This window comes from Providencia sp. PROV156, from assembly GCF_028480905.1.
Classification (GTDB): Bacteria; Pseudomonadota; Gammaproteobacteria; order Enterobacterales; family Enterobacteriaceae; genus Providencia; species Providencia hangzhouensis.
Genome location: NZ_JAMPPE010000026.1, coordinates 1 through 23,608, shown reverse-complemented (window position 1 = coordinate 23,608; position 23,608 = coordinate 1). Strand labels below are relative to the sequence as shown.

Annotated in this window: 23 protein-coding genes; 11 read left to right on the top strand and 12 right to left on the bottom strand. The window is 39.9% G+C overall.

The features are described from left to right. Positions 1-43: 43 nt before the first annotated feature. From PSF31_RS17000 to PSF31_RS16980, 5 genes are all read right to left on the bottom strand, one after another. Positions 44-994: a DUF1177 domain-containing protein gene (locus tag PSF31_RS17000; protein ID WP_094960668.1), complete on the bottom strand. Its 951-nt coding sequence runs from the start codon at positions 992-994 to the stop codon at positions 44-46. A 251-nt stretch (positions 995-1,245) separates the two neighbouring features. Further along, positions 1,246-1,998, bottom strand: coding sequence for an IclR family transcriptional regulator (locus tag PSF31_RS16995; protein WP_004256362.1), 753 nt, complete (start codon positions 1,996-1,998; stop codon positions 1,246-1,248). After that, the gene (locus PSF31_RS16990; RefSeq protein ID WP_004256366.1) at positions 1,995-2,828 is read right to left on the bottom strand and encodes a nitrilase-related carbon-nitrogen hydrolase; all 834 of its coding nucleotides are present in this window, start codon (positions 2,826-2,828) and stop codon (positions 1,995-1,997) included. Before PSF31_RS16990 ends, PSF31_RS16995 begins: the two co-directional genes overlap by 4 nt. Positions 2,829-2,838: 10 nt before the next feature. Next, a complete protein-coding gene (locus tag PSF31_RS16985; protein WP_004256368.1) occupies positions 2,839-4,185 on the bottom strand; it encodes a purine-cytosine permease family protein in 1,347 nt (448 codons plus the stop codon). A gap of 436 nt (positions 4,186-4,621) precedes the next feature. Next, positions 4,622-5,317 carry a FadR/GntR family transcriptional regulator gene (locus PSF31_RS16980; protein ID WP_036957917.1) on the bottom strand — a complete coding sequence of 232 codons (696 nt, stop codon included), beginning with the start codon at positions 5,315-5,317 and terminating at the stop codon, positions 4,622-4,624. Positions 5,318-5,518: 201 nt separating this feature from the next. Between PSF31_RS16980 and PSF31_RS16975 the strand changes: the two genes are divergently transcribed. The 3 genes from PSF31_RS16975 to PSF31_RS16965 all read left to right on the top strand — a co-directional run bounded on the left by PSF31_RS16975 (position 5,519) and on the right by PSF31_RS16965 (position 8,624). Next, positions 5,519-6,202, top strand: coding sequence for an RraA family protein (locus tag PSF31_RS16975; RefSeq protein ID WP_094960666.1), 684 nt, complete (start codon positions 5,519-5,521; stop codon positions 6,200-6,202). Between the two features lie 65 nt (positions 6,203-6,267). Next, positions 6,268-7,530 (top strand): MFS transporter, encoded by a 1,263-nt coding sequence (locus PSF31_RS16970; RefSeq protein WP_164560964.1) that lies wholly within the window; start codon positions 6,268-6,270, stop codon positions 7,528-7,530. A gap of 29 nt (positions 7,531-7,559) precedes the next feature. Continuing rightward, complete coding sequence (locus PSF31_RS16965; protein WP_004256393.1) at positions 7,560-8,624, top strand: mannonate dehydratase; 1,065 nt, start codon at positions 7,560-7,562, stop codon at positions 8,622-8,624. Between the two features lie 63 nt (positions 8,625-8,687). Here PSF31_RS16965 and macB read toward each other — a convergent pair whose 3' ends face one another. The 3 genes from macB to PSF31_RS16950 all read right to left on the bottom strand — a co-directional run bounded on the left by macB (position 8,688) and on the right by PSF31_RS16950 (position 13,619). After that, positions 8,688-10,631 (bottom strand): macrolide ABC transporter ATP-binding protein/permease MacB, encoded by a 1,944-nt coding sequence (macB, locus tag PSF31_RS16960; RefSeq protein WP_096864160.1) that lies wholly within the window; start codon positions 10,629-10,631, stop codon positions 8,688-8,690. Between the two features lie 2 nt (positions 10,632-10,633). Then, a complete protein-coding gene (gene macA / locus PSF31_RS16955; protein WP_094960663.1) occupies positions 10,634-11,740 on the bottom strand; it encodes a macrolide transporter subunit MacA in 1,107 nt (368 codons plus the stop codon). Between the two features lie 214 nt (positions 11,741-11,954). After that, on the bottom strand, positions 11,955-13,619 hold the full coding sequence (locus tag PSF31_RS16950) for a DUF2813 domain-containing protein (protein ID WP_094960662.1): 1,665 nt from the start codon (positions 13,617-13,619) through the stop codon (positions 11,955-11,957). Between the two features lie 402 nt (positions 13,620-14,021). Here PSF31_RS16950 and PSF31_RS16945 point away from each other — a divergent pair, with 402 nt between their 5' ends. From PSF31_RS16945 to artM, 6 genes are all read left to right on the top strand, one after another. Next, positions 14,022-14,921 (top strand): lysine exporter LysO family protein, encoded by a 900-nt coding sequence (locus tag PSF31_RS16945; RefSeq protein WP_004256402.1) that lies wholly within the window; start codon positions 14,022-14,024, stop codon positions 14,919-14,921. Between the two features lie 51 nt (positions 14,922-14,972). Further along, the gene (locus PSF31_RS16940) at positions 14,973-16,454 is read left to right on the top strand and encodes a DUF2867 domain-containing protein (protein ID WP_004256403.1); all 1,482 of its coding nucleotides are present in this window, start codon (positions 14,973-14,975) and stop codon (positions 16,452-16,454) included. A gap of 98 nt (positions 16,455-16,552) precedes the next feature. Beyond that, positions 16,553-17,281 carry an arginine ABC transporter ATP-binding protein ArtP gene (artP, locus tag PSF31_RS16935; protein WP_004256404.1) on the top strand — a complete coding sequence of 243 codons (729 nt, stop codon included), beginning with the start codon at positions 16,553-16,555 and terminating at the stop codon, positions 17,279-17,281. Between the two features lie 18 nt (positions 17,282-17,299). Further along, positions 17,300-18,043, top strand: coding sequence for an arginine ABC transporter substrate-binding protein (artJ, locus tag PSF31_RS16930; RefSeq protein WP_004256405.1), 744 nt, complete (start codon positions 17,300-17,302; stop codon positions 18,041-18,043). Between the two features lie 12 nt (positions 18,044-18,055). Then, entirely contained in the window at positions 18,056-18,796 is a 741-nt protein-coding gene (gene artQ, locus PSF31_RS16925) for an arginine ABC transporter permease ArtQ (protein WP_004256406.1), read from the top strand. After that, entirely contained in the window at positions 18,793-19,461 is a 669-nt protein-coding gene (gene artM, locus PSF31_RS16920; protein ID WP_096864159.1) for an arginine ABC transporter permease ArtM, read from the top strand. Before artQ ends, artM begins: the two co-directional genes overlap by 4 nt. A 59-nt stretch (positions 19,462-19,520) precedes the next feature. Here the strand turns inward: artM and rlmC are convergent, their stop codons facing one another. From rlmC to PSF31_RS16905, 3 genes are all read right to left on the bottom strand, one after another. Beyond that, the gene (gene rlmC / locus PSF31_RS16915) at positions 19,521-20,654 is read right to left on the bottom strand and encodes a 23S rRNA (uracil(747)-C(5))-methyltransferase RlmC (RefSeq protein WP_096864158.1); all 1,134 of its coding nucleotides are present in this window, start codon (positions 20,652-20,654) and stop codon (positions 19,521-19,523) included. 9 nt (positions 20,655-20,663) lie between these two features. After that, positions 20,664-21,179, bottom strand: coding sequence for a YbjN domain-containing protein (locus PSF31_RS16910; RefSeq protein WP_096864157.1), 516 nt, complete (start codon positions 21,177-21,179; stop codon positions 20,664-20,666). A gap of 139 nt (positions 21,180-21,318) precedes the next feature. Then, on the bottom strand, positions 21,319-21,645 hold the full coding sequence (locus PSF31_RS16905; protein ID WP_004256421.1) for a YbjC family protein: 327 nt from the start codon (positions 21,643-21,645) through the stop codon (positions 21,319-21,321). Between the two features lie 160 nt (positions 21,646-21,805). Between PSF31_RS16905 and PSF31_RS16900 the strand changes: the two genes are divergently transcribed. After that, a complete protein-coding gene (locus PSF31_RS16900; protein WP_004256424.1) occupies positions 21,806-22,069 on the top strand; it encodes a GrxA family glutaredoxin in 264 nt (87 codons plus the stop codon). Between the two features lie 247 nt (positions 22,070-22,316). On the opposite strand, the gene PSF31_RS16895 is transcribed toward PSF31_RS16900, so the two are convergent. Continuing rightward, a complete protein-coding gene (locus PSF31_RS16895) occupies positions 22,317-22,745 on the bottom strand; it encodes a secondary thiamine-phosphate synthase enzyme YjbQ (RefSeq protein ID WP_004256427.1) in 429 nt (142 codons plus the stop codon). Between the two features lie 197 nt (positions 22,746-22,942). Here PSF31_RS16895 and ybjG point away from each other — a divergent pair, with 197 nt between their 5' ends. Next, positions 22,943-23,551: an undecaprenyl-diphosphate phosphatase gene (ybjG, locus tag PSF31_RS16890; protein WP_096864156.1), complete on the top strand. Its 609-nt coding sequence runs from the start codon at positions 22,943-22,945 to the stop codon at positions 23,549-23,551. The last annotated feature ends 57 nt before the right edge of the window (positions 23,552-23,608 follow it).

Genomic DNA, 23,608 nt, shown 5'->3' with positions numbered 1-23,608 from the left:
ATAACACTGACAACGCTAATAATTAACTGTGACTATTTATAAATTAATCATTTTTTGCTGCATTATTACCTGCTGTTTGCAGGTGTGACATATCACCATACAATGACGTCAATAAATCATATTGTTCAACATCATAAAACGCACATTGTTTTCCTGTGAATGCTTTAGCCACTTCTATCATAAATTTTACAGTAGCCGCAATATCAACCTCATGGCTAGCCCCTGTAGAGCAACCTGGTACTACCGTTTCTGAGCAAATAGCGACACCAACCACTGGTGCAGATGTTGATACCGCAGGTTGTAATATACTGTTGATATGATGTAGACCATTACCATATGGCGTAATGTCTTGAATTGATAATGGAAATGTCACCGCTTTTTGGCCACTACTCCACTCCATCAAACGAATTAAATCCTCTGATACAGGTAAAATATAACCATTTTTTACTGTTGGAGACAGTGCATACCCTTTATGATTGAGTAAACGATTTCCCTTCGTGGTATCTACGGACAAAATAGCATCCGCTTCAGGGATCGCCTCATGTTGATTCATCGTGGCATCTTCAAGGGGCGAGTCCATAAAATCAACAGGTGTATGCGGACGTGTTGGCGCATTTGGGCAAATATGGGTCGTGACCACGACATCACCGAGTAACTGGTCACCCTTTTCATGCATTTGTGCCAGTTTAAGCGCTGCTGCAAGTGCGGCAATCGCACCATCTGCATCAGACACAACACCTATTCGAGAAGGCCTAGCACCAATTCCACCTAAACGCCCGATGATTCCCAGTGTTGGCGCATCTTTATGCTGTGATTTACCTTGTGTTCCTGGAATAAGAATGCGAACAAAGTCACTTTGTCCTTTGTGATCCTTAACCGTTTTAGACATGACTTCAATGTGTGGGAAATCTTGGAACAATGCAACAATGTCTTCACCTTTAACACTAGCGCAATCGATTAGATCATATACGCAAAGAGTTTGTTTTAGACTCATTGTACTTCCTTTAATTTTAATTATTTTTTATGAGAGTAAAGAGCTACTTTGAGATTAACTCGCATAGAATAGCGAGTTAATCTCATTTCACTCTAGATGGAATCTCACGTAATAGAGGTTCCATTTTTCCTGATGAAGGCGTATTCACGCACTTAAAATGCTAACAATATTAAATATTTATAATTTACTATTTACTTCAACTACTTACTTCAACTACTTACTACTTTTTGCTTTTATAACATGAAATAATCTCATGACTTATTCATGCTTTTTTGCAACCAATACGGGTCACCCACCATACACCCAAGATAAGCGGCTTTATGACAAAGGCTCTTAGATAACTGCACCATAACCTCATCATTCATTTGTGCAGCAGGCAAACTTAAACACAAGGCATATAACGTATTTTGTGCAGGGTCGAACACCGTGCTGGATATGGAAGCGACTCCAGCAACGGATTCATCCATCGAAAATTCCCAGCCACGATCTGCCACTAAGTCCAAACGCTCAACTAATTTACCCCGTTCTTCTTTTGGTTCACGGTCGATAATTTTTGACCGCTCATTTAGCGGTAACCTTGCTAATAGTGCACGCCCCGTTGACGTTCCCAGTATGGGTAAGCGGGTACCCGGTTGAGTGATCACTTGCAGCATGCTATTACCAAAACGAGCATGAACAACACGAACCATATCATCATCAAGTGCTGACACATAACTGGTAAACCCACTATCTTTCGCAAGTTCATCAAGTGCTTCAAGCATCATATCGATTAGCGGGTTCATCCCCCTAGCCCGATGAGCTAACTCCATAATCAGCAAGCCAGGTCGATATATCGGTGCATTGTTTTTCTTTTCCAGCAATCCGAGTTCAGCCATTTGCTTTAAAAGACGGGAGGCCGAGCTTTTTGGCATACCTAATTCATTAACCAACGTTGTCACCGTCAGTTCGTTGCCTGAACGTAAGAACAGTTGGTAAACATCAACCACGCTAGATAAAATACTCATGACCCTAAACCTTGGGTTAATACACTGTAGCTTTGTGGCTTTCTGTCTCTCAGATAAGGCACTTTTAAACGTGTATGGGCTTGGTTTAAAAAATCAACCTCACCGATTAATAGCTCTTCGCCCTCACAGCTCGCTTCACAAAGTACTTGGCCGCGAGGACCTAAAACCTTGCTACCACCAAATAAATGCAGATCTTCTTCATGACCCCAACGGTTCACTGCAAGTAAGTGGGTTCCATTTTCTAGTGCTCGACAGGCGCTATTAATATCCCACACATCTCGGTCTTGAACACACCAAGCTGAAGGGGCTAATAACAATTCCGCGCCTTGTAATGTTAAAATTCGTGCGACTTCTGGAAAACCCATGTCATAGCAAATCATGATACCGATTTTACCGATCGGCGTTTCAAACACAGGGAAACTATCACCTCGTCCAAACCATTGTTTTTCTATGCCGAAAGCATGAACTTTACGAAAAACACCACTAATACCCTCACACCCCGGGTTCCAAACACCGACAGAGTTATAGATATCGCCTAAATATTCACCGCGCTCAACAAAACCGCTAACAATAGTGATATTTAAACGAGTAGCAAGTTCGCTAAATAGCGTATAAGTTTCACTTCCGATGGAATCGCTTAAATCCCACAACTTAGTGGTCAGTAAGTCACCACGATAACCCGTTGTCGCCAGCTCAGGGAAACAAATCAGTTTTGCCCCTGAATCTGCGGCTTGTTGGCACAACTGTGCCATGCGTTGTAAATTATTGGTTTTATTGCCAAGTTCTGAATCAAACTGAGCCAGAGCAACTTTAACTTTTGTACCTGACATTGTTTAATCCTTAATCTAAATGAGAGACTTTGCGAAAGTGTACCGTTTCAACACCTCTCGCTTTCGCCTGCCAGCGCATGCCTATCCAATAAGCAACTGCACCAGTAATCAAAGAGTTAAGCGCTGGGATACCGTAGTCTGCATGCAGCGGACCTAACTCTGATGTCCCCCAGCCAACCAGTACTGCGATCACCCACACCACAAGTGTTACTGGGTTATATGCTTCACAGCTCGGTGGTAATATGCCTTGCTCTCGAGTGATATCTAATTCTTTGCGATCACGTTTTAACAAGTAATAGTCAACAACCATAATCCCTGCGACAGGAGGAATGGCTATTCCTAAGTAAATTAAGAAACCGATAAAGTTATCTAAGATCCCTAACATTGAAGCGATTGTGCCAAAGATACCAATCACCCACGTTAAATAACGACGGTCAAAACGCTTATTAAATATGGCATTTAACAGTGTTGAAAAACCTAACGATGATGAATACAAATTGATATCATTCATTTTTATTGTTGAGAAGATAACAATCGATGCACCTAATAGGCCTGTCAGCGCCATCATTAAATCAAATACTTGGCTTGTACGTAATGACAGCGCCATTAGTACCGCTATCATATTGACCAGTAACTCACCAAAAAATGTGCCGATAAGCGTCATCCAAAACACATCTTTAGGCCCTTTCATGAAACGGCTGATATCGGGTGTTGTCACTGCTGCAATAATAAAACCACCAGCAACCATTGTGATGGCCGCAGGCATAGTCATTAATGGCCCGGCGGGTTCAGTGTCATTAATAAGCGTACCAATATCTTGACCTGATAATAAATTATATGTCGCCCAGCCTAACGCGAATAAAAATAGCGGCGTTGAGATATTGGCAGTAATAGATAAAAATCGATACCCATATACTGTTATAACCGTCACCGCAATACCTGTAATAAGTGACCAAGTCCCTGGTGTTAGCACATTAGTCGCTTTATACATTCCATCCGCAAAGAAACCATTTTGGACGCCAAACCAGCCCATTAAGGAGATAGCAATTGCGCCACCAATGAGTGCTGAGCCTAACTTACCAAAACCCGCCCACCGAGACAGTAGGCTGATTGACATTCCTTCGCGGCACGCAGCCGCTCCAAGCCCCCAGCTGACAACCTGTAAAATTACAGATCCAAGCATCGTTGCCCAAAACGCCTGCCAAAAAGTTAACCCATACCCAAGAGCCGCACCTAACATAACTTGTGAAACACAAGCTAGTGCGCCAATTCGTAGAATTAACACTTCATAGAACGGCCTACGAGCACTTTGGGGTACCCGAGCCAAAGAATAATCTTCACCTGCTTTATTCGCCATATCGCACCTGCTGTGTGGTTGTCTTTGCTTAGTTTTTTACTGGCTTTATTATAAGTTCCATTATATGGAACTAGGTTTCATTTATTCTACAAGGCAAATCATATCCATGATCGATACCAATTCGCAAGTAGAATTTATCTTTTCAGACAGTTTTTTATTATGAAATATTTTAAGAAACGAGGGAATATACAGACTGAAAAAAATATTATCGGGAAATGAAGGAGTTAAAAATGACGCATTTAATTAGCAGAATTTAATTGAGGAACTTGGTTCCGAAAAATGGGACTATCCCTAAATCAAATTATTTACAAGCAGATGATTCACATATTGATAATTGACCTTAAAGCTGAGTTACACAGAAAGTAGAGCGAAGGAATTTAGCTTATCCTTCGCCACTCAAAAATCTCACTAAGAAAAATTATTATGGGTGGCTGATCTAAAAACTATCCATGGTTAACTTAAAGTGAGTATCCATCTTTAACCCAGTTGCCACAAAGTCTTGTTTTTCAATTGACTCTAAAATATCAAAATGAATATCAATGATCTTTTTATGTTCATCATGGTTGTTTTGGTTTAATAAACCAGCTGAAATAGAACCACCTAATGCGCCTCTTAATGCTTTTAGCATCAATGCATATAACGGATTTTGTGACATTTCAGCTAATGTTAAGTGAAAATCAATATCACTTTCGATGAACAAATCCCAATCATTAGAACTCAACAAGGACTTCCTCATTTTATCTGCAATTTTTCTTAACTTGATATAATCATTTTTATTTCCATGCATTGCAGCCAACACTGCAGAATCAACTTCAATCGCACGTCGAAGGCCTAAGATTTGCTGATAATTAACCTGCTGAGTCACAATGGCATGGTTAAAAATAGTTTCTAACGGGTTTGAGTTAATTTTTTGTATTTTAGGTTTTTTGCCACTACTAATATCTAAAATACCTAATATAGAAAGGCTTTGAAAAGCCTCTCTAACTACCCCCCTGCTCACCCCTAAACGTTCAATAATCTCTTTTTCACTCGGTATTTCATCACCTGGATTTAGGTTTGATTGAGATATTAAAGATAGAACATAGCTTCTAACTTGTTCTGAAAGTGTTTGTTTTTCAATTAAAGGATGCAATCTAACCCCCAAAATTAGCAATATCCATTTGATTTAAAATCAAAAAAATAATCTTCCTGTGATTAAAACAATAATAAAACTAGAGTCGTATCACAAAACCTATATTAACCCTCTTTTAATATTAAGGCTAGACTGTTAGCCTGTATGACAGGTTGACAGCCAAACAGTAAGATTAAGACCTTAGATACATAGGAATATGAAATGAATAAAGATAATGATTTGTTTGACAAGATTAAAAAGGAATTACCCGTAGCTCTTCTAGGGGATATTTTAGATGAAATAGGATTACACCATCAGTTCTTACCTCCTATACTCAAACCTTTATCTGAGGATATGAAGATTGTAGGTCGAGCAATGCCTGTACTAGAAGCTGATTACATGTTACCGCCTGACGTTACATCTAATGGGCCATTAGGAAATAAAGATTTCGGTATTATGTTTGAAGCACTAGATAGCTTAAAGGAAGGTGAAGTTTATATCGCTTCAGGTTCCTCGCATAATTACGCCCTGTGGGGTGGATTAATGTCGACAAGAGCTAAAAAACTTAACGCTGCGGGCGCTATTATTTATGGCTATTCAAGAGATAAGAGAGAAATACTAGAACTTGATTTCCCTGTATTTTCATTAGGTAGTTATGCTCAAGATCAAAAAATAAGAGGTAAAGTATTAGATTATCGAGTTCCAATCAAAATCAATAATATTTTAATTGAACCAGGTGATTTAATTGTTGCCGATGAAGAAGGCGTATTAATTATTCCTAAAAATGTAGAGTCTTACGTTATTGAACATGCATTTGAAAAACAAAAAATGGAGAATAAAGTACAAAAAGAAATAGCAAATGGAATGGGTGCTGTAGAAGCATATAATAAATTTGGCGTCATGTGATAAACATAAAATAGATATGTCTATTAAATTGAATAATAAACATATCATTATATCAAAGGTGATTTATGTTTAAAAAAATAAGATGGAATTTAGTTTTATTTATTTCTCTTGGAGGAATGATAAACTATATGGATCGCTCTGCATTTGCTATTGCAGCTCCTGTTTTTTCTAAAGATTTAAACTTAACACCAAGTGAAATGGGTATACTTTTCAGTAGTTTTTCTATTGGATATGCTTTATTTAATTTCATTGGCGGATACGCATCAGATAAATATGGTCCCCAAAAGGTTTTTGCCGTAAGTATGGCTCTTTGGTCTATCTTTTGCGGCATGATTGGGGTAACTGTTGGTTTTATCTCTATGCTTATTATCCGAACTTTGTTTGGTGCAGCTGAAGGCCCCTTTGCAGCAACACTCAATAAAATGGTTAATAACTGGTTCCCTAAAAAAGAAGTTGCTACTGCTATAGGTATAGCAACTGCTGGTAATCCAATAGGTGGAGCTATTGCTGGCCCTATAATGGGAATATTAATAATTACAACTGGTTGGCGTGTTGCATTTTTTATACTTGCTGCAATAGGCTTTATATGGCTAATTGGGTGGTTAAAAATTGCCAAAGATAAACCGGAACAACATAAAAAAATATCAAAAGAAGAATTAGAATATATTTTATCTGACGATAATAATGTAGAATCAAAAACCACAAATACTATATCTAAACCATTATCTTTTTATATAAAGAGTCCGACTATATTAGCAACAACTCTTGCATTCTTCAGTTTGAATTATATTTTATTTTTCTTTTTATCATGGTTTCCAAGTTACTTATCTAATGTTCAAAATCTCAGTATAAAAGATATGAGTATAGTAAGTATTATACCTTGGCTATTAGGTGCTATTGGAATGGCTTTAGGGGGAATACTTTGTGACTTTGTTTTAAAGAAAACAAATAAACCATTATTCTCCAGAAAAATCGTGTTGGTTAGTTGTCTAGGAATATCGGCAATCCTTGTCTTTCTTGTCGGTAATGTTACTCGTGTTGAAAGTGCCGTAGCACTCATGGCATTCGGAATATTTTTCTTATATTTATCTGCTACAACCTATTGGGCAATTCTACAAGATACCGTTGCAAAAAATAATATTGGTGCGGTTGGTGGATTTGTACACGCAATGGCAAATGTTGCCGGAATTTTAGGCCCTATTATTACAGGCTATATCATTGAATGGTCTGGAATGTATAGCATCGCATTTTTTGTGGCAGGTGGAATCGGTATTGTTGGCGCAATCAGTGTCGCATTATATGTAAAACCACTAAATCTCACTAACTAAGAAATTTTCAAATTAAAAGGTTAATAATTATGAAACTAGGATTTGGTTTATATCGACATATGCTTAATGATGAACATTATGCTTTTGCAAAACAATGTGGAGCAACTCATATCGTTGTTCATATGGTCGACTACTTTAACAGTAATGAACGATTTTCACGTAGCGACCAGCCAATTGGCGATAATGATGGCTGGGGAACGGCTGTTGGTGATGTCTGGACAGTAGATGAACTAATAAAAATCCGTGACCGGATGCAAGAGTTTGGCTTAACATTTTATGCAATTGAAAATTTCGACCCTTGCCACTGGGATGACATTTTGTTTGACGGTCCTAAAAAATTAGAACAGCTTGAAGTCGTCAAAAACATTATTAGAAATGTAGGGAAAGCAGGTATTCCTGTCTTTGGATATAATTTCAGTCTGGCAGGAGTCGCAGGGCGAGTTATCGAAAACAAAGCACGAGGAGGTGCTCAAACTGTTGGTTTATCTGGCATCAATGAAGACATTCTAGAGCCAATGCCGGATAATATGGCATGGAATATGAAAATCAATAACCATAGTGCTGGTTATCGTCCTGAAACAACAACAGAGCAACTCTGGGAAAGGTTAACCTGGTTCTTAAACCATATTATCCCTGTCGCTGAAGAAGCAGGCGTTCGCCTAGCTGCTCATCCAGACGATCCTCCACTAGAGTTTGTCAGAGGCCAGCCAAGGCTCGTCAATCAACCTCACTTATATCAAAAATTACTAGATATAAAACCAAGTAAATCAAATGCGCTAGAGTTTTGTCTTGGAACCATTGCCGAAATGTCTGAGGGCAACGTTTACGAAGCAGTACAACAATATGCAAGTCAAGATGCGATGGCATACGTCCATTTTAGGAACGTTAAAGGTAAAGTGCCACACTATCATGAAACCTTCATTGATGAGGGCGATATTGATATGTTGAAGGTATTAACAATATTAAAAGAAAATAATTATACAGGTGTATTAATCCCTGACCATACGCCACAAATGTCATGTGATGCGCCATGGCACGCAGGTATGGCTTATGCGATGGGATATATGCAAGCATTACTTAAAGTACTGAAATAATATATAAATAATGCTCCATGCACTATTTTGATAAATGTGCATGGAGAGCTTTATACGAACAATTTATTCCCTCGCCAACGCATCAATTGGGTTCAAGCGAGCTGCATTTCGAGCAGGTAAAAAGCCAAAAATAATGCCAATGGCTGTTGAACAAACAAAGGCACTGACTAATGCCACCGGGTCAAAAGAAAAAGTCCAGCCTGGTAGTGCCATTTGAGCCAATAAACTAATCCCATACGATAGGCCAATCCCCATCAACCCGCCCATTAAACAGACTAGTACGGCTTCGATAAGAAATTGCTGCATCACATCGCTAGTCCTAGCCCCTACCGCCATGCGAATACCAATTTCTCGCGTCCTTTCGGTAACAGAAACCAGCATAATATTCATCACACCAATACCACCAACCACCAGCGAAATAACCGCGACTAACGTTAGAAACAGTTGCATAGTCTGGGTGGTTTTTTCCGCTGTTTTTACAAAAGTGTCAAGGTTATAGGTAAAAATATCCTTTTTACCATGGCGCAACGTGAGTAAGCGGGTCAGTTGCTGTTCTACCGTTTTCGCATCGTAACCGTCTTTCACCCTAACAACAAAGCTCTCATAGTATGGACGGTTCAGAATTTTACTATTTACTGTGGTATCCGGTAACCAAACCGATAGTGACTTACTCGAACCAAAAGTCGATTTTTTCTCTTCAAGCACACCGATAACCGTTACAGGCATATTCCCAATGAGCAAAGTTTCGCCAATAACATGTTCTTGCTTAGGGAAAAAGCGGCGCTTAGTATTAGCATCAATAACCACCACTTGTGCGCGCTTATCCACCATATCTTGCGTGAAACTCATACCTTCTGAAAATTTAGAGGCATAAACATTAAAATAATCCCGCCCAACACCAGTGAGCTGTGCCGAAGCGTCAACATTCCCTTTTCTTAAGCGTGTTGAGTGGTTGAGCTCGCCAGAAATCGCGTACACATAAGGCTGTTTTGCTAATGCATCAATATCTGAGGCTCTCAAGGACTGACGATTTTTTGCATCATCGTACCCAAAGTCTTCCCCTGGATAAATTGAAATGGTATTTGTCCCGATTGATTTTATATCATTAAGGACCATGCCTTGAGCGGCATCACCGATCACCATTATTGATACCACCGACGCAATGCCAATGATAATCCCAAGCATAGTCAGCAATGTACGCATCTTATTAACGACCATGGCACGCCAAGCCATTAATAAGGCCTCACTAAACCGCCCATACGCCTGAACTAAAGAGAATTTTCGTGGGGGAGCTTTTGGTAGTGAATTTGTTCGTTTCGTGGCTTTGCTACCCGAGTCATTCAAAATCTCGCCATCTTTAATTTCGATAATACGTTCCGCTTGTTGAGCAATTTCAGGGTCATGCGTGACAATAATTACGGTATGCCCTTGGGCACAGAGGTCTTTTAAAATATTCATGACCTCTTCCCCCGAATGGCTATCCAGTGCTCCTGTTGGCTCATCTGCGAGAATTATCTGCCCACCATTCATAAGAGCGCGAGCAATACTCACGCGCTGTTGTTGCCCACCAGACAACTGACTTGGACGATAATCAACTCGCTCCCCTAACCCTAGACGCTGTAATAGCTGGGCTGCTCGCTCACGACGTTGGTTTTTACCCGCCCCTGCATACACCGCAGGCACCTCAACATTTTGTTCCGCACTTAAATGACTCAGTAAATGGTAACGTTGAAAAATAAAGCCAAAATGCTCTCGGCGCAGTTCTGCCAATTGGTCGTTATCTAACGTTGCAACGCTTTGACCATCAATGCAATAATTCCCTTCAGTTGGTTTATCTAAGCACCCAATAATATTCATGAGCGTGGATTTACCTGAACCAGAAGCACCAATAATCGCCACCATCTCACCTGCATTAATTTGCAGTGAGACATTTTTTAAGACTGTAACTTGGTTTTCGCCTTCCCCGTAGCGGCGAGTGATCCCTTGAAGATCAATTAACGCAGACATAGTTAGTATTCCGTCTCGCTATGGCCAATGACCACTTTGTCACCTTCATTTAGGCCTTTGGTAATTTCCACATACACATCATTTCGACCACCAATTTCAACGTGTTTTTTCTCGACTTTATTGCCTTGAAGGATATCCACTTCATAGGTTTGTGGTGAAATTTCATTGCCTAATGCAGATAGCGGTAGTAACAGAACATTTTTACGTGACTCTAATTCAATAGTGACCTGAGCGGTCATTTGTAATTTCAATAAATGTTGCGGATTGGGTACCTCAAAGCGCGCATAATAGAAAATGGCATCATTGATTTTTTCAGGTGTTGGTAAAATATCTTTTAGTTGCCCTGAGAATTTTTTATCTGGAGCGCCTAAGACGGTAAACGAGGCATCTTGCCCAGGCTCCAAATAAATCACATCGGCTTCAGAAACTTCCGCTTTTACTAGCATCGTGTCTAAATCCGCAAGTGTTAAAATCGTTGGTGCTTCCTGAGCAGCAATAACCGTCTGCCCTTGTAATGTTTTAATAAAGGTGACAATACCATCCATTGGAGCCGTAATTTGAGTGTATTTCAAATTTGTTTTTGCCGAATCTAAAGTGGCTTGGTTACGCTTAATTTGCGCTTGATAAGTGGCAACTTGCGCTTTTTTCACTTCTACATCAGTTTTGGCTTTATCAAGCTCTTGTTGGGAAACGGCTTGCTGTTTCGCTAGGCTTAAATGACGTTGATAAGTCAGTTGAGCAAGGCGAAGTTCCGCTTGAACTAATGATAGATTCGCTTCAAGTTCACGAGTCATCGCTTCAGACTCAGTCACATCATTTTGGGCTTTTTTCGGGTCAATAACGGCTAATAAATCACCTTTTTTAACATAATCACCCTCTTTAACATACAGAGTTTGTAGTTGCCCACTCACTTGAGCCCCCACATCGACTTTACGTACAGCGTCAAGTTTTCCCGTTGCCAGCACTTGTTTATCTAAATCGCCTCGAGTGACATCTACGGTTTGAAAAACCTCTTCTTCCTCACGATTAAAAAGAAACCCAGCAGTGACTAGGGCAACAATAATGATTGCCAAATAAATCGGCCACTTTTTCTTAGGCTTTGCCTTCATGTTTATTCGCTTCCTATGAACAAAAAGAGGGCATTGCCCTCTAAGATCGCTGACAACTTGTAAAAGGAGGTGACTTTCCAATTTGTTGCCAGCTAAAAACTAATGATCAAATTATATATCACTTAAGTTATCAATTGATTCAACATGAGATAAACCTAAGAGTGGGATTTCTCAATAATCCATCAACAACCCGTAAAATTTATCGATATCACCATTAATTTGCTTTACCCCTTGCCAACCATGCCACACGAGAAAACATACTTTTCAACTGTAGAGGGATACTATCTGGACCTAACTCAGCCGCCCGATTAACAGTTGCTAACGCTAAATCTGGCTTCGATGTACGAGAGATCGCCTTAATAATCACTCGCCTTGTTGAAACTTTCGCATTATCTGGAATATCAGCAATTTCATGATAAAGTTTTCGAAACCCTTCACGATATAGGAAATGTTCCATATCTGGTGCGGGTAGCATCGTTAGCCTATCCCTATCTGAGGAATTAATTTTATTAGCATAATGCGTCGCTGTTGCCGCATATTTACGCCCTGCCTCATCACCATCAGTTAAAACATGCCATTCAATTCCCATTTTATTGGCAAACTTTAGCAGTGGTTTCAAACCACTTTGCGCAAATGCAATAACTTTTATTCCTTCTGTTTCAAAGTAATAGTTACACTGGCGCGAGAATTCATTCATCAGCCAAATTTCAGTTTCCCCTTCAACTAATAACCAACAGCGAGCGAACAAGGCTGACGGACGATTAAAGCGAATATGGAAAGAAATTTTACGTAATTCTTCAGCACTCAAATCATTTTCATTTAAACGATAAGCTGAAACCTTATTCGTATTACGAACCAAACGACATAAATCCTCCAAAGGCGCTAATGAAAGTAGCTCCCCTGAATTCGTCGTGGTGATCCTCTGTAGAGAAAATAAGCTAAATAAGCCCCATGCAATGGAGAGCATAATTGGGTGCAAACGCGTTTCAGGGTCTTCAACAATAATCAATGGCCGAGCGTATTTATCTAAATGAATATTGCCCTTTGATTGTAATAAAGAAGAAAACATCCCTAAAATGATTAACCGAATATTACGTTGATTTGGTTTGGCAATTAACCGGTTAATATTATCAAGCGCTTTCCAACCGCGTTTACGCGGTTCTATTTTAACCATTGAATTATCTGAACGAATAATATGGGAGCTTTGCCCAGAGAAGTAATGGCTAAGCAACTGTTGCATGGCATCAACCCCATCACAGAGATCTTCATCACTTAAGCGTTCAGGGTTGTTGACCAATGCGCTAGTGAGTTCCTTAATACGAGCATTAAATAAGTCACGTACCTCTTTTTGCCCTGAAACAATCGTTTCTGGATTAAGTGAGTGTAAAAAACGCGCATCACGAAGGCGAATAACAGGATACAACCGAATAATTTCTTTAATATATTTACCGACGTTGTCCAATGAAAGTTTATTACCACCTGCATTTAAAAAGCTTTTATCGACAACTATCGTGTCATCATCTTTAAGTTCTGCACTAACACGATAAAAAATATGTTTAAGGTCATCACCGTTATCTACCCAAACTGAGGCTAAGTTATGAAAACGATAGGATTGATGACGCCCTTTGCGGCGTTCACAAAATTTTAAGACTATCTGCAATGAACGGTAACGTGACTCATCATTCCCTGCGGGATAGTGAAAATCATGAAGACTGAACTGGTAATCTATATGTTCAGGAGAAAGAAGAAGGTCAAGAGCATCAAGTAAGCTCGACTTTCCCCATGAATTCTCGCCAACTAAAACTGTACTGTTATTCAGTTCTAATGAAAGGCGGTTAATCCCTCTAAATCCGTATATTTCCACACGTTCCAGGTACATATCACTCTCCTTGGAATATTTTTAGTTCACCCTAAATATTATTAGTTTTCATTACATATCGGGTGATTCCGTCAATTGGATATACTAAAGAACAATATTTAGAGCTTACCGATTAACCTTCTTTATTACTATAACTATGTATGTAAAATAAAAATTCTTCATAGCAAAATAGCAAACTATGTTGAGCATCTAATTGCAGTGTTATAAAATAGTAAAACTTTTATTTTTAGTGTTTTTGACCTATTTTTTATTAGTTCACCAATAAAAACATTTTATAACAAAAAGAACTTTTAGCACGGGGCGTTAAATCGGGTTTGTACTTCAATAACCTAAATAAATAAAATTGCATAACCCTTTGTTTATATTTAGCTAGTCGATGGGATAACCTCTAAGGATGCGGCCATGTATTCAGGACTCTTAATTATTCTTCTACCATTAACGCTTGGTTATCTTATTCCTATTAAAAACAAGCAAATTCTCCATCGAGTACACCAATCCTTGAATTCAATGGTGTATGTTATTTTATTTTTAATGGGAATTACTCTTGCACTTCTTGAAAATTTAAGTGTTCACTTATTTTCTATTTTAATTTATGCAGTTACCTTTTTTGGTTGCATATTTTCATTGAATGTAATCTCACTGTTATTGCTGGATAAATTTGATCCTTGGAAAATTCCGCAACATAAACAAGAAAAACCACCTTCACGAATCAAAATGGTGCTCGAATCCTTACAACTATGCGGAGTGTTACTACTCGGATTTGTCGTTGGCCTAACTCATTTTGATTTTCTGCACTATGCCGACAAAGGGAGCCAATTGGCGTTAATGCTACTGCTATTACTCGTCGGTATCCAACTACGTAACAGTGGCATGAGCATCAAGCAAATTTTAATCAACCGCCGCGGTACAACCATTGCGTTTGTCATGGCAGTCAGTGCATTAGCGGGTGGTGCGTTAGCCGCGTTCTTACTAGACCTTCCCGTGAAAATGGGGTTAGCGCTGGCTTCTGGCTTTGGCTGGTACTCATTAACAGGGATTGTCCTCACCGATGCTTATGGCCCAGTCATGGGGAGCGCCGCTTTTTTCAATGATTTAGCAAGGGAACTTGCTGCAATCATGCTTATCCCAATTATTATTAACCGTTACCGCTCAACCGCTCTTGGCATTTGTGGTTCAACATCAATGGATTTTACACTTCCTGTTTTACAACGCAGTGGTGGGGTTTCAATTGTCCCTGCTGCTATTGTTCACGGTTTCGTACTGAGTCTTATTACGCCAATTCTCATGGCCTTCTTTACATAGGTAAAATTTCAGTCACAATAGCTGTTAATTTGCGTGAATCAGGAAATTAACATGACAGATAAACAACGTGTTTTAGTGTTGGGCGCTAGTGGCTATATTGGTCAGAATCTGATCCCTAAACTCATTGAGCAAGGATATGACGTAACAGCAGGTGCACGTCGTGTTGATTGGATGTTATCTCAAGGCTGGCAAGATACCCAATGCATTTATGTGGATCTTCACGACCCTGAAACACTAAAAGGTGTCATGGAAGGCATCGATATTGTTTATTTCCTCGTTCATAGCATGGCCGACCAAGCCAATTTAGTCGAGCGTGAGCGTGCAGCCGCTCGCAACGTGCAACAAGCCCTTGAAGGCTCAAGCGTTAAACATGTTATCTATCTCAGTGCATTACAACATGGGCACACCTATTCACCACACCTAATTGCTCGACGTTTAACCGGTGATATTCTACGTGAAAGCCAAATCCCTGTTACCGAAATCCGCTCATCAATTATCGTTGGGTCTGGTTCTGCCGCATTCGAAATTATGCGTGATATGGTCTACAACTTAGCGATTTTAACGCCACCACGTTGGGTTCGTTCTAAATCGTCACCTATCGCTCTATCGAATATTTTGTATTATTTAACGCAACTGGCAAAAATACCAACAACTGAGAATCGGATTTTTGATGCAGGTGGCCCTGAGTTTATTAGCTACCAAGAGCTATTTAAGCGCTTTATTAAAGTCAGTGGTAAGCGGCGTTTACTTATTCCTATTCCTATTCCCATCAGTATGATCTCCGTACATTTCATCAGTTTGATCACCTCCGTACCCCCGTCAATCGCTAAGGAGTTAATCCAAGGCTTGCAGCACGACCTCCCCGCGGATGATAAAGCGTTACGAGAACTGATCCCTCAAACCTTAATTTCTTTTGATGATGCCGTTAGAACGACTTTAGCAGAAGAAGCCGATGCCGTTGATAACGCAGATTGGGGTTATGACCCAGAAGTCAGAAAACGCTGGCGTCCCGGCTATGGCTATTACCCAAAACAAGCGGGAGCAACCCTTGGAACAACAGCCAGTTCAGAATCGCTTTGGTATACAGTGCAACAAATCGGCGGAAAAAACGGCTATTTCTATGCCAATGGCCTGTGGAAAACTCGCGCCATCATGGACGATATGATGTTAAATAAAGTGAAGTACGGCCGCCCCGATCGTGAACAGCTCCAACTCGGTGATGAGATTGACGGCTGGCGCGTAATTAATCTTGAACCTAATAAACAACTTAGCTTGTTATTTGGTATGAAAGCCCCAGGACTTGGCCGCTTAACTTTTACTATTCATGATAGCGGGAACCGCCGTTCAATTGATGTTAGAGCATGGTGGCACCCAGCTGGCTTTTGCGGCCTACTCTATTGGTTTGCCATGATGCCCGCACATTTATTTATTTTTAAGGGGATGGCAAAACGCATCAGCGAACTGGCTTATGAGCGAGATAAACAACTCGCTAAAGAACAGCAAGCAGAGCAACTGACCGTTAAATCGGAATAATTTTAGCGTAAAAACCAAATTTTTATGCAGAAATTATTGCATAAATATGCTCATAGGATTAATATCGCGGGTAGTGAAATAAGATATTATTGGTACACATGAGCATTCAATTAAAAAACATCAACTGTTTCTATGGTTCCCATCAGGCACTCTTTGATATCAATCTAGAGTGTTCTGCTGGTGAGACTATGGTATTACTTGGGCCAAGCGGGGCTGGTAAAAGCTCATTGTTACGTGTCCTCAATTTATTAGAAATGCCACGTTCAGGCCACTTGAATATTGTGGGTCAGCAATTTGACTTTTCTTCAGCTCCAGATGCGAAAGCGATTCGTGAGCTGCGTCAAAATGTAGGGATGGTATTTCAACAATATAATCTGTGGCCTCATCTGAGCGTTATGGACAACTTAATTGAAGCACCTTGCCGCGTGTTAAAATTATCAAAGCAAGAAGCGCAAGCAAAAGCGTCCAAGTTATTAGAACGCTTACGGTTGTCGCAATTTGCTGATCGCTACCCCTTACATTTATCGGGTGGTCAGCAACAGCGTGTTGCGATTGCAAGAGCGCTAATGATGGAACCAAAAGTTTTATTATTTGATGAACCAACCGCTGCACTTGACCCAGAAATCACTGCTCAAGTTGTTGATATTATTCGTGAACTATCTGCAACTGGGATTACACAAGTCATCGTCACTCACGAAGTGGAAATTGCTCGCAAAACCGCTAGTCGTGTCGTGTATATGGAAAACGGCCATATAGTAGAACAAGGGGATGCAAGCCATTTCACTGCACCTCAAACAGAAGCATTTGCAAATTATCTGTCACATTAATAGATATAGGATTAAGCAATGAAAAAAATTATATTAGCTGCACTGCTGGGCGCTGTAACCCTATCTGCAACTGCTGCGGAAAAAGAAACCATCCGTTTTGCAACAGAAGCGACTTACGCACCTTTTGAAATGTTCGATAAGAATAACCAAATCGTTGGCTTTGACGTTGATTTAGCCAATGCAATGTGTGAAAAAATGAATGCAACTTGTACATTTACTCACCAATCTTTCGACAGCTTAATTCCTAGCTTAAAATTCCGTCGCTTTGAAGCATTAATGGCAGGTATCGATATTACCCCTGAGCGCCAACAGCAAGTAGATTTCACTGAGACTTACTACCCTAACTCAGCAGAATTTATTGCTGTAAAAGAAAAAATCAGTTCAGTAGACCAATTAAAAGATAAAAAAATTGGTGTTCAAAACGGAACCACTCACCAAAAATACATCATGGAACAACATAAAGGGATGACAACCGTTCCTTATGATAACTACCAATCTGCTATTTTAGACCTACAAAATGGCCGTATCGATGCCGTCTTCGGTGATACCGCAGTTGCTGACGAATGGTTAAAAGCTAAAGGTAACGAAAACTTAGCTGCTGTTGGTGAAAAAGTGACTGACCCACAATATTTCGGTATTGGTTTAGGTATTGCTGTTCGTAAAGGGAATAAAGAGCTGTTGGATAAAATGAATAAAGCCTTAGCTGAAGTTAAAGCAGACGGCACTTATGATGCTATCCACAAAAAATGGTTTCAACAGTAATTGATATAATTAATGAGCAACTTTCTATTTTTAACAAGTGCCGCCGGTATCACCGTCGGCCTTGCTGTTTCTGCACTGGTTTTGGGGCTGATCCTCGCCATGTTATTTACTGCGTGGGAGTCCGTTCGTTTTAAACCTATTGCCTTTTTAGGGACCTGCTGGGTTACCTTGATCCGCGGTCTACCTGAATTATTGGTCGTATTATTTGTCTACTTCGGTACATTACAACTGATCAATTTGTTTGGTGATGGGTTCGATATAAACCTTGGTTTTTGGCAAACCACTATTCAAATCGACCCCAGCATTTTTTTTGCTAATAGTGGCGAATTTGACTATACCCCATTTGTTTGTGGTGTTATTGCCCTTGCCTTGTTGTACGCCTCTTATGCATCACAAACATTAAGAGGAGCTTTAAAAGCAGTACCTTATGGCCAGTGGGAAGCAGGTTTTGCATTAGGTTTAAACAAACGCACTATTTTCTTTCGGTTCATTATGCCGCAAATGTGGCGCCATGCGCTTCCAGGCTTAGGCAACCAATGGCTTGTATTATTAAAAGATACCGCGTTAGTTTCACTCATCAGTGTTAATGATTTGATGCTACAAACAAAAACAATCGTCAATAGAACTCACGAACCATTCACATGGTACGCCATTGTGGGTTTGATTTACCTTGCCATTACGTTAGTCAGTCAAGTTATCTTAAAACGTATTGAATTGCGTACTACTCGCTTTGAGCGAGGTGAATCAAAATGATGGATTTAATTTTAGATATTCTTCCAGGGCTACCAACCAGCTTATCACTAACGTTTAGCGCACTCATTGTGGCTTTTATCTTAGCGATATTATTTACTTTAGTTCTCTCGCTGAAAACCCCTGTGGTTTCTCAAGCCGTTAAAATCTATATCACGCTTTTCACTGGTACGCCGTTATTGGTACAATTTTTCTTAATTTATAACGGCCCAAGCCAATTTAAATCATTGCAAGATTATCCCATGTTGTGGGAGATTATTTCCACACCTTGGGTCTGTGCAATGGTTGCATTGGCCTTAAACAGTGCGGCTTATTCCACTTTGTTATTCCACGGCGCAGTTAAAGCCATTCCATCAGGTCAATGGCAGTCTTGCCAAGCCCTTGGCATGAGTAAAATGCAAACCATGCGTATTATTTTGCCTTATGCCTTTAAGCGTTCGTTATCGTCCTATTCCAATGAAGTCGTCCTGATTTTCAAGAGTACGTCACTTGCCAGTACGATTACAATGTTAGATGTCATGGGCTATAGCCAACTGATCTTTGGTCAAAGCTGGAATGTCATGGCGTTTGTTGCTGCGGGGATTATTTATTTAGTGGTCAATGCAATTTTAACAGTGCTAATGCGTTTAATTGAACGCAAAGCGTTGGAATTTGAGCATAGAGGCTAGTTTTATCTCACTTTAATAGAAAGCTTGGTATTAAAACCAAGCTTTTTTTATATTATCTATCAATTAATTAACCGTTTTAATAAAGTCAATACCTCATAATGCGCCGTATGAGGAAATAAATCAAACAACTGTACCTTACAGACTTGATAGCCAGCCAACAGTTGTAAATCTTGCGCCATGGTTTGTGCATTACAGCTAGAATACAAAATATATTCAGGCTGCACATGGGAAAGGAAATCGCATAACTCTTTACCAATTCCTCGGCGTGGCGGATTGACTAAAATAAGCTGAGGGATATCCTGATTCGCCGTGGCAAAACGCGTTGAATCAAGTGCTTTAAACTCAACATGCTTTAATCCAAGTTCATCCGCGGATTGCTGTGCGCTGGCAATCGCTGGCGCACTAATTTCTATCCCTGTTAAGCGAGTGTCTTTTTCAGCACAGTGCAACCCAAAGCCGCCCACCCCACAAAACAGATCCCACAAGCTATGAATATCTAACGCTTTAACCCATTCCCTTGCTGTTTGATACAGTTTGGCTGCAACAACGGGGTTAGTTTGGAAAAAGCTTTGTGGGCGAATAAACAACGGGACTTGGTTGAATTCTTCACGTAGTGTTTGCTCTTTCGTCAGAAAGATTTCCTGCTCACCTTCAAGTATTGCCATATGGACAGGCTGCATATTGGCCGTGATCACCGTTAGTTGTGGCAGTTGCTCTTGCAACCAAGGTAAGGCTTTTTTTAGTTGCTCTAATTTTTTGTCTGAACGTAAGACAAAACGCAGCATAAATTGCCCTGTATGTCTGCTTTGTGTCAGTAATATATATTTTAGCTCACCGCGTTTGCGCTCAATGTTATAAGGCGTCAGACCCGCCCTCGCAATAAAAGGAATTAAAGACGCGAATACGTCAGAAAACTCAGCTGGGTATAAAGGACAGTCAGTCAGGTCAACGCCCTGTCCATCATGGCCGATAATACCTAAAATTGGCTTCTCAACACTACCACTAACGACCATTTTGGCTTTATTGCGAAAAGCCGTTTGCGGCCCTGTCACTGGAGGCTGAAATAAAGAAGTATCAATAGCAGGCAAAAGAGCCTGTAGTTGGCTCTGCTTTTCAGTAATTTGCTGTTCAGGCGTTAATGTTAGCCATTGGCATGAATGGCATTGCCCTGTGGCATATTTTTCACAATGCATAGCAAAAACTTAGTGGAGAATAACTGAAGGTTTGTCATCAAGAGAAAGCTCAGAGCCTTCTTCAGAGCTATCATCATCTTCACTAAAGTCATCTTGATTTGCATACAACAAATTATTGCTAAAGATTTCAAAGACAATAGCTGAAATTTGCTCTTCCGCTTGCTGTAAAAAATGGCAGAATTGGCGATATGTCATTCCTGCTTCTAATGAAAATGATTGGCTAACAATCAATTTAGGCAAGTTTTCATTGTTTATTTCAAGGAAAACTTTTGCGGTTAATGAGCTGGCATTAATTTGGCTGATATTCGCCACTAACGTCACAATCGCTGTCGGTTTGAGCTCAGCTAATGCAGACAACACCAAAACATTATTTAAAATATCGAGCTTTGCATCAAAAATACCGTCTATATTTTGCATATGAGGTAAATGTAATGCAGAGCAGGAATCACACTCGAAATAAGAGGTTTTGAGTTGGTCTAACCATTCACGTAACTTAGTGATGTCAGGGTAACAAATAGAATCCATGGATAGTAACCTTCTTCAACTCAAAATAGTCGTGCAATATCGATTTGTTAGGGTTCTGGCACATTTTCCCCCTAACTAAAAAACGAATAATTCTCACACATTGTAGAGCGAAACACCAGTAAAACCACGCTCAATCTACTTATTCATCTGGTTTATTATCTGTAGAGTCTGGCTTTTTAGATACATTCTTTTCTGGTTGTTTATTATCAATGCCCAAAAAACTCAGGCCATGAATTGCTCGCCAGACAATATTGACCATTGCGGGCACCAAACAGCCAATGCCGACCATAATCATGCTCACGATCGCCCCTGGCTGCATTAAAGGCTCCGGCAATGTGATATAGTCATTTGTTGCTAACAAAACAATAATAAGCAGAATGATCCCCACACCTTCTAACACGATAATGGGCTTTGGCATGTCCGCTAGTGAACGCATTGTCCCTTTAGACTGAGGTTTATTGCTCATTCTTTTTCTCCTCTCATTATTGTGTCACTTTCTCAAACTGAGAATTATATGTCATACCTATAGGTATAACAGGAAAATTCGACTTTTATTTCATAACTTATGTAGGCATAGTATTGAGCATTGCAATTAGAATCTGAGCTCAAGATAAAAAGGAGATACTATGTATACTGTTATTTTTGGTCGTCCTGGCTGCCCATACTGTGTTCGTGCAAAAGAACTCGCTGAAAAACTGAAAAATGAACGTGAAGATTTTGACTACCGCTACGTTGATATTCAAGCTGAAGGTATTTCTAAAGAAGATTTATCTAAAACTGTTGGCAAACCTGTTGAAACCGTTCCACAAATTTTTATTGATGAGCAACACATTGGTGGATGTACAGATTTCGAAGCTTACGCAAAAGAAAATTTGAATCTATACAAATAATTAGCCCCTTCCGTTTTTCATCTCAACAAGCAAAGTTGTTCACTTATTTATAGGTGTTAACACTTTGCTTGTTCTTTTTGTGCTATTTAAGCCAAATTTAATAAAAATATTGTACTTTTTTTCATCTAGGTGAGAACTTTCTTTTTTAGACGGGGTCTTAATTAGTGCCACTGCTTTTCTTTGATGTCCCCATATTGAGGAGCCCGATAGCCAACTATTTGTTTTCATGCTATCGGGTTTTTTGTTTCTAACGGCTGGGTTCGCCTTGCAATGTAATGATTAACCTACGCTTTCCACCATAATTTCGGTGCTCACATAAATAAATCCCCTGCCACGTCCCCATGTTTAAACACCCTTTAGTAATTGGAATAGTCAAACTTGTACCCAATAAACTACTTTTTAAGTGCGCAGGCATGTCATCACTTCCTTCATAATCATGCTTATAATAAGGTTCATTTTCAGGAACGGCTTGATTGAAAAAGCTCTCGAAATCTTCCCTGACAGTGTAATCTGCATTTTCATTGATTGTTAAAGATGCTGATGTATGTTGAATAAAAATATTCGCTAAACCAACCTTGATTAAGCTAAGTTCAGGAAGTTGCTTGAGAATTTCTTCTGTCACTAAATGAAACCCTCTCGCTTTTGCGCTAAGTTGTATCTCTTTTTGCCACCACATCACTTTTTCTCCCTTGACTTATCTAAACTCATTACTGCACTAAATAATTATTGAGTAAATGTTAAACCGCAAGTAAATTTGTCGCATATAGCTTTCAATAATAAGACAAAGGGACTTTACCTGCTCATTAAGAAACTTTAATCTCCCCCTTTTATATCTATTCTGTCTCACTAACCATCTGACCGAGGTACTGAACTGTGCTGGAACAACTTAACCTTGATCTATTCAATTTGATCAATGCGACTCCAGAAACCGCTAGTGGAACCATTGCTGTAGCGAATGTGATTGCGAAACGCTTAATTCTATTATTTCCACTATTTACTGTTGCTTGTTGGTTTTGGGGCGCCCAGCCAAATATGACTCGCCAACGTGCCTTTGCTTGTAAAGCAGCCATTGCTATCGTCATTGGCTTAACCATTTCATGGCTAGTGGGCTATTTCACGCCGCATGACCGCCCATTTGTCATGGGAATTGGCACTAATTTCTCCGAGCATGAAGCCACGCCTTCATTCCCAAGTAACCATGGCACGATTGTCTTTACATTCGCTTTTGCATTTCTTTTCTGGCTAAGAACTTGGGTTGGCCTCGTGATGATGATCCCCGCTGTCGTTATTGCTTGGTCACGTATTTACCTCGGTGTTCATTGGCCTTTAGATATGGCAGGTGCCTTTATACTGGCGATTGTCGCATGCGGTTTGGCCCAGATCCTCTGGTCTGTTGGTGCGTATAAAATTCAATTACCTATCACTCGGCTATATAGTTTTATTTTTGCCTCTCTTATTCGTAAAGGTTGGTTTCAACCATAACAACGTATATTCAAATACTGGCATTAATTAATGCCAGTATGAGGTTGTTGACAAAGC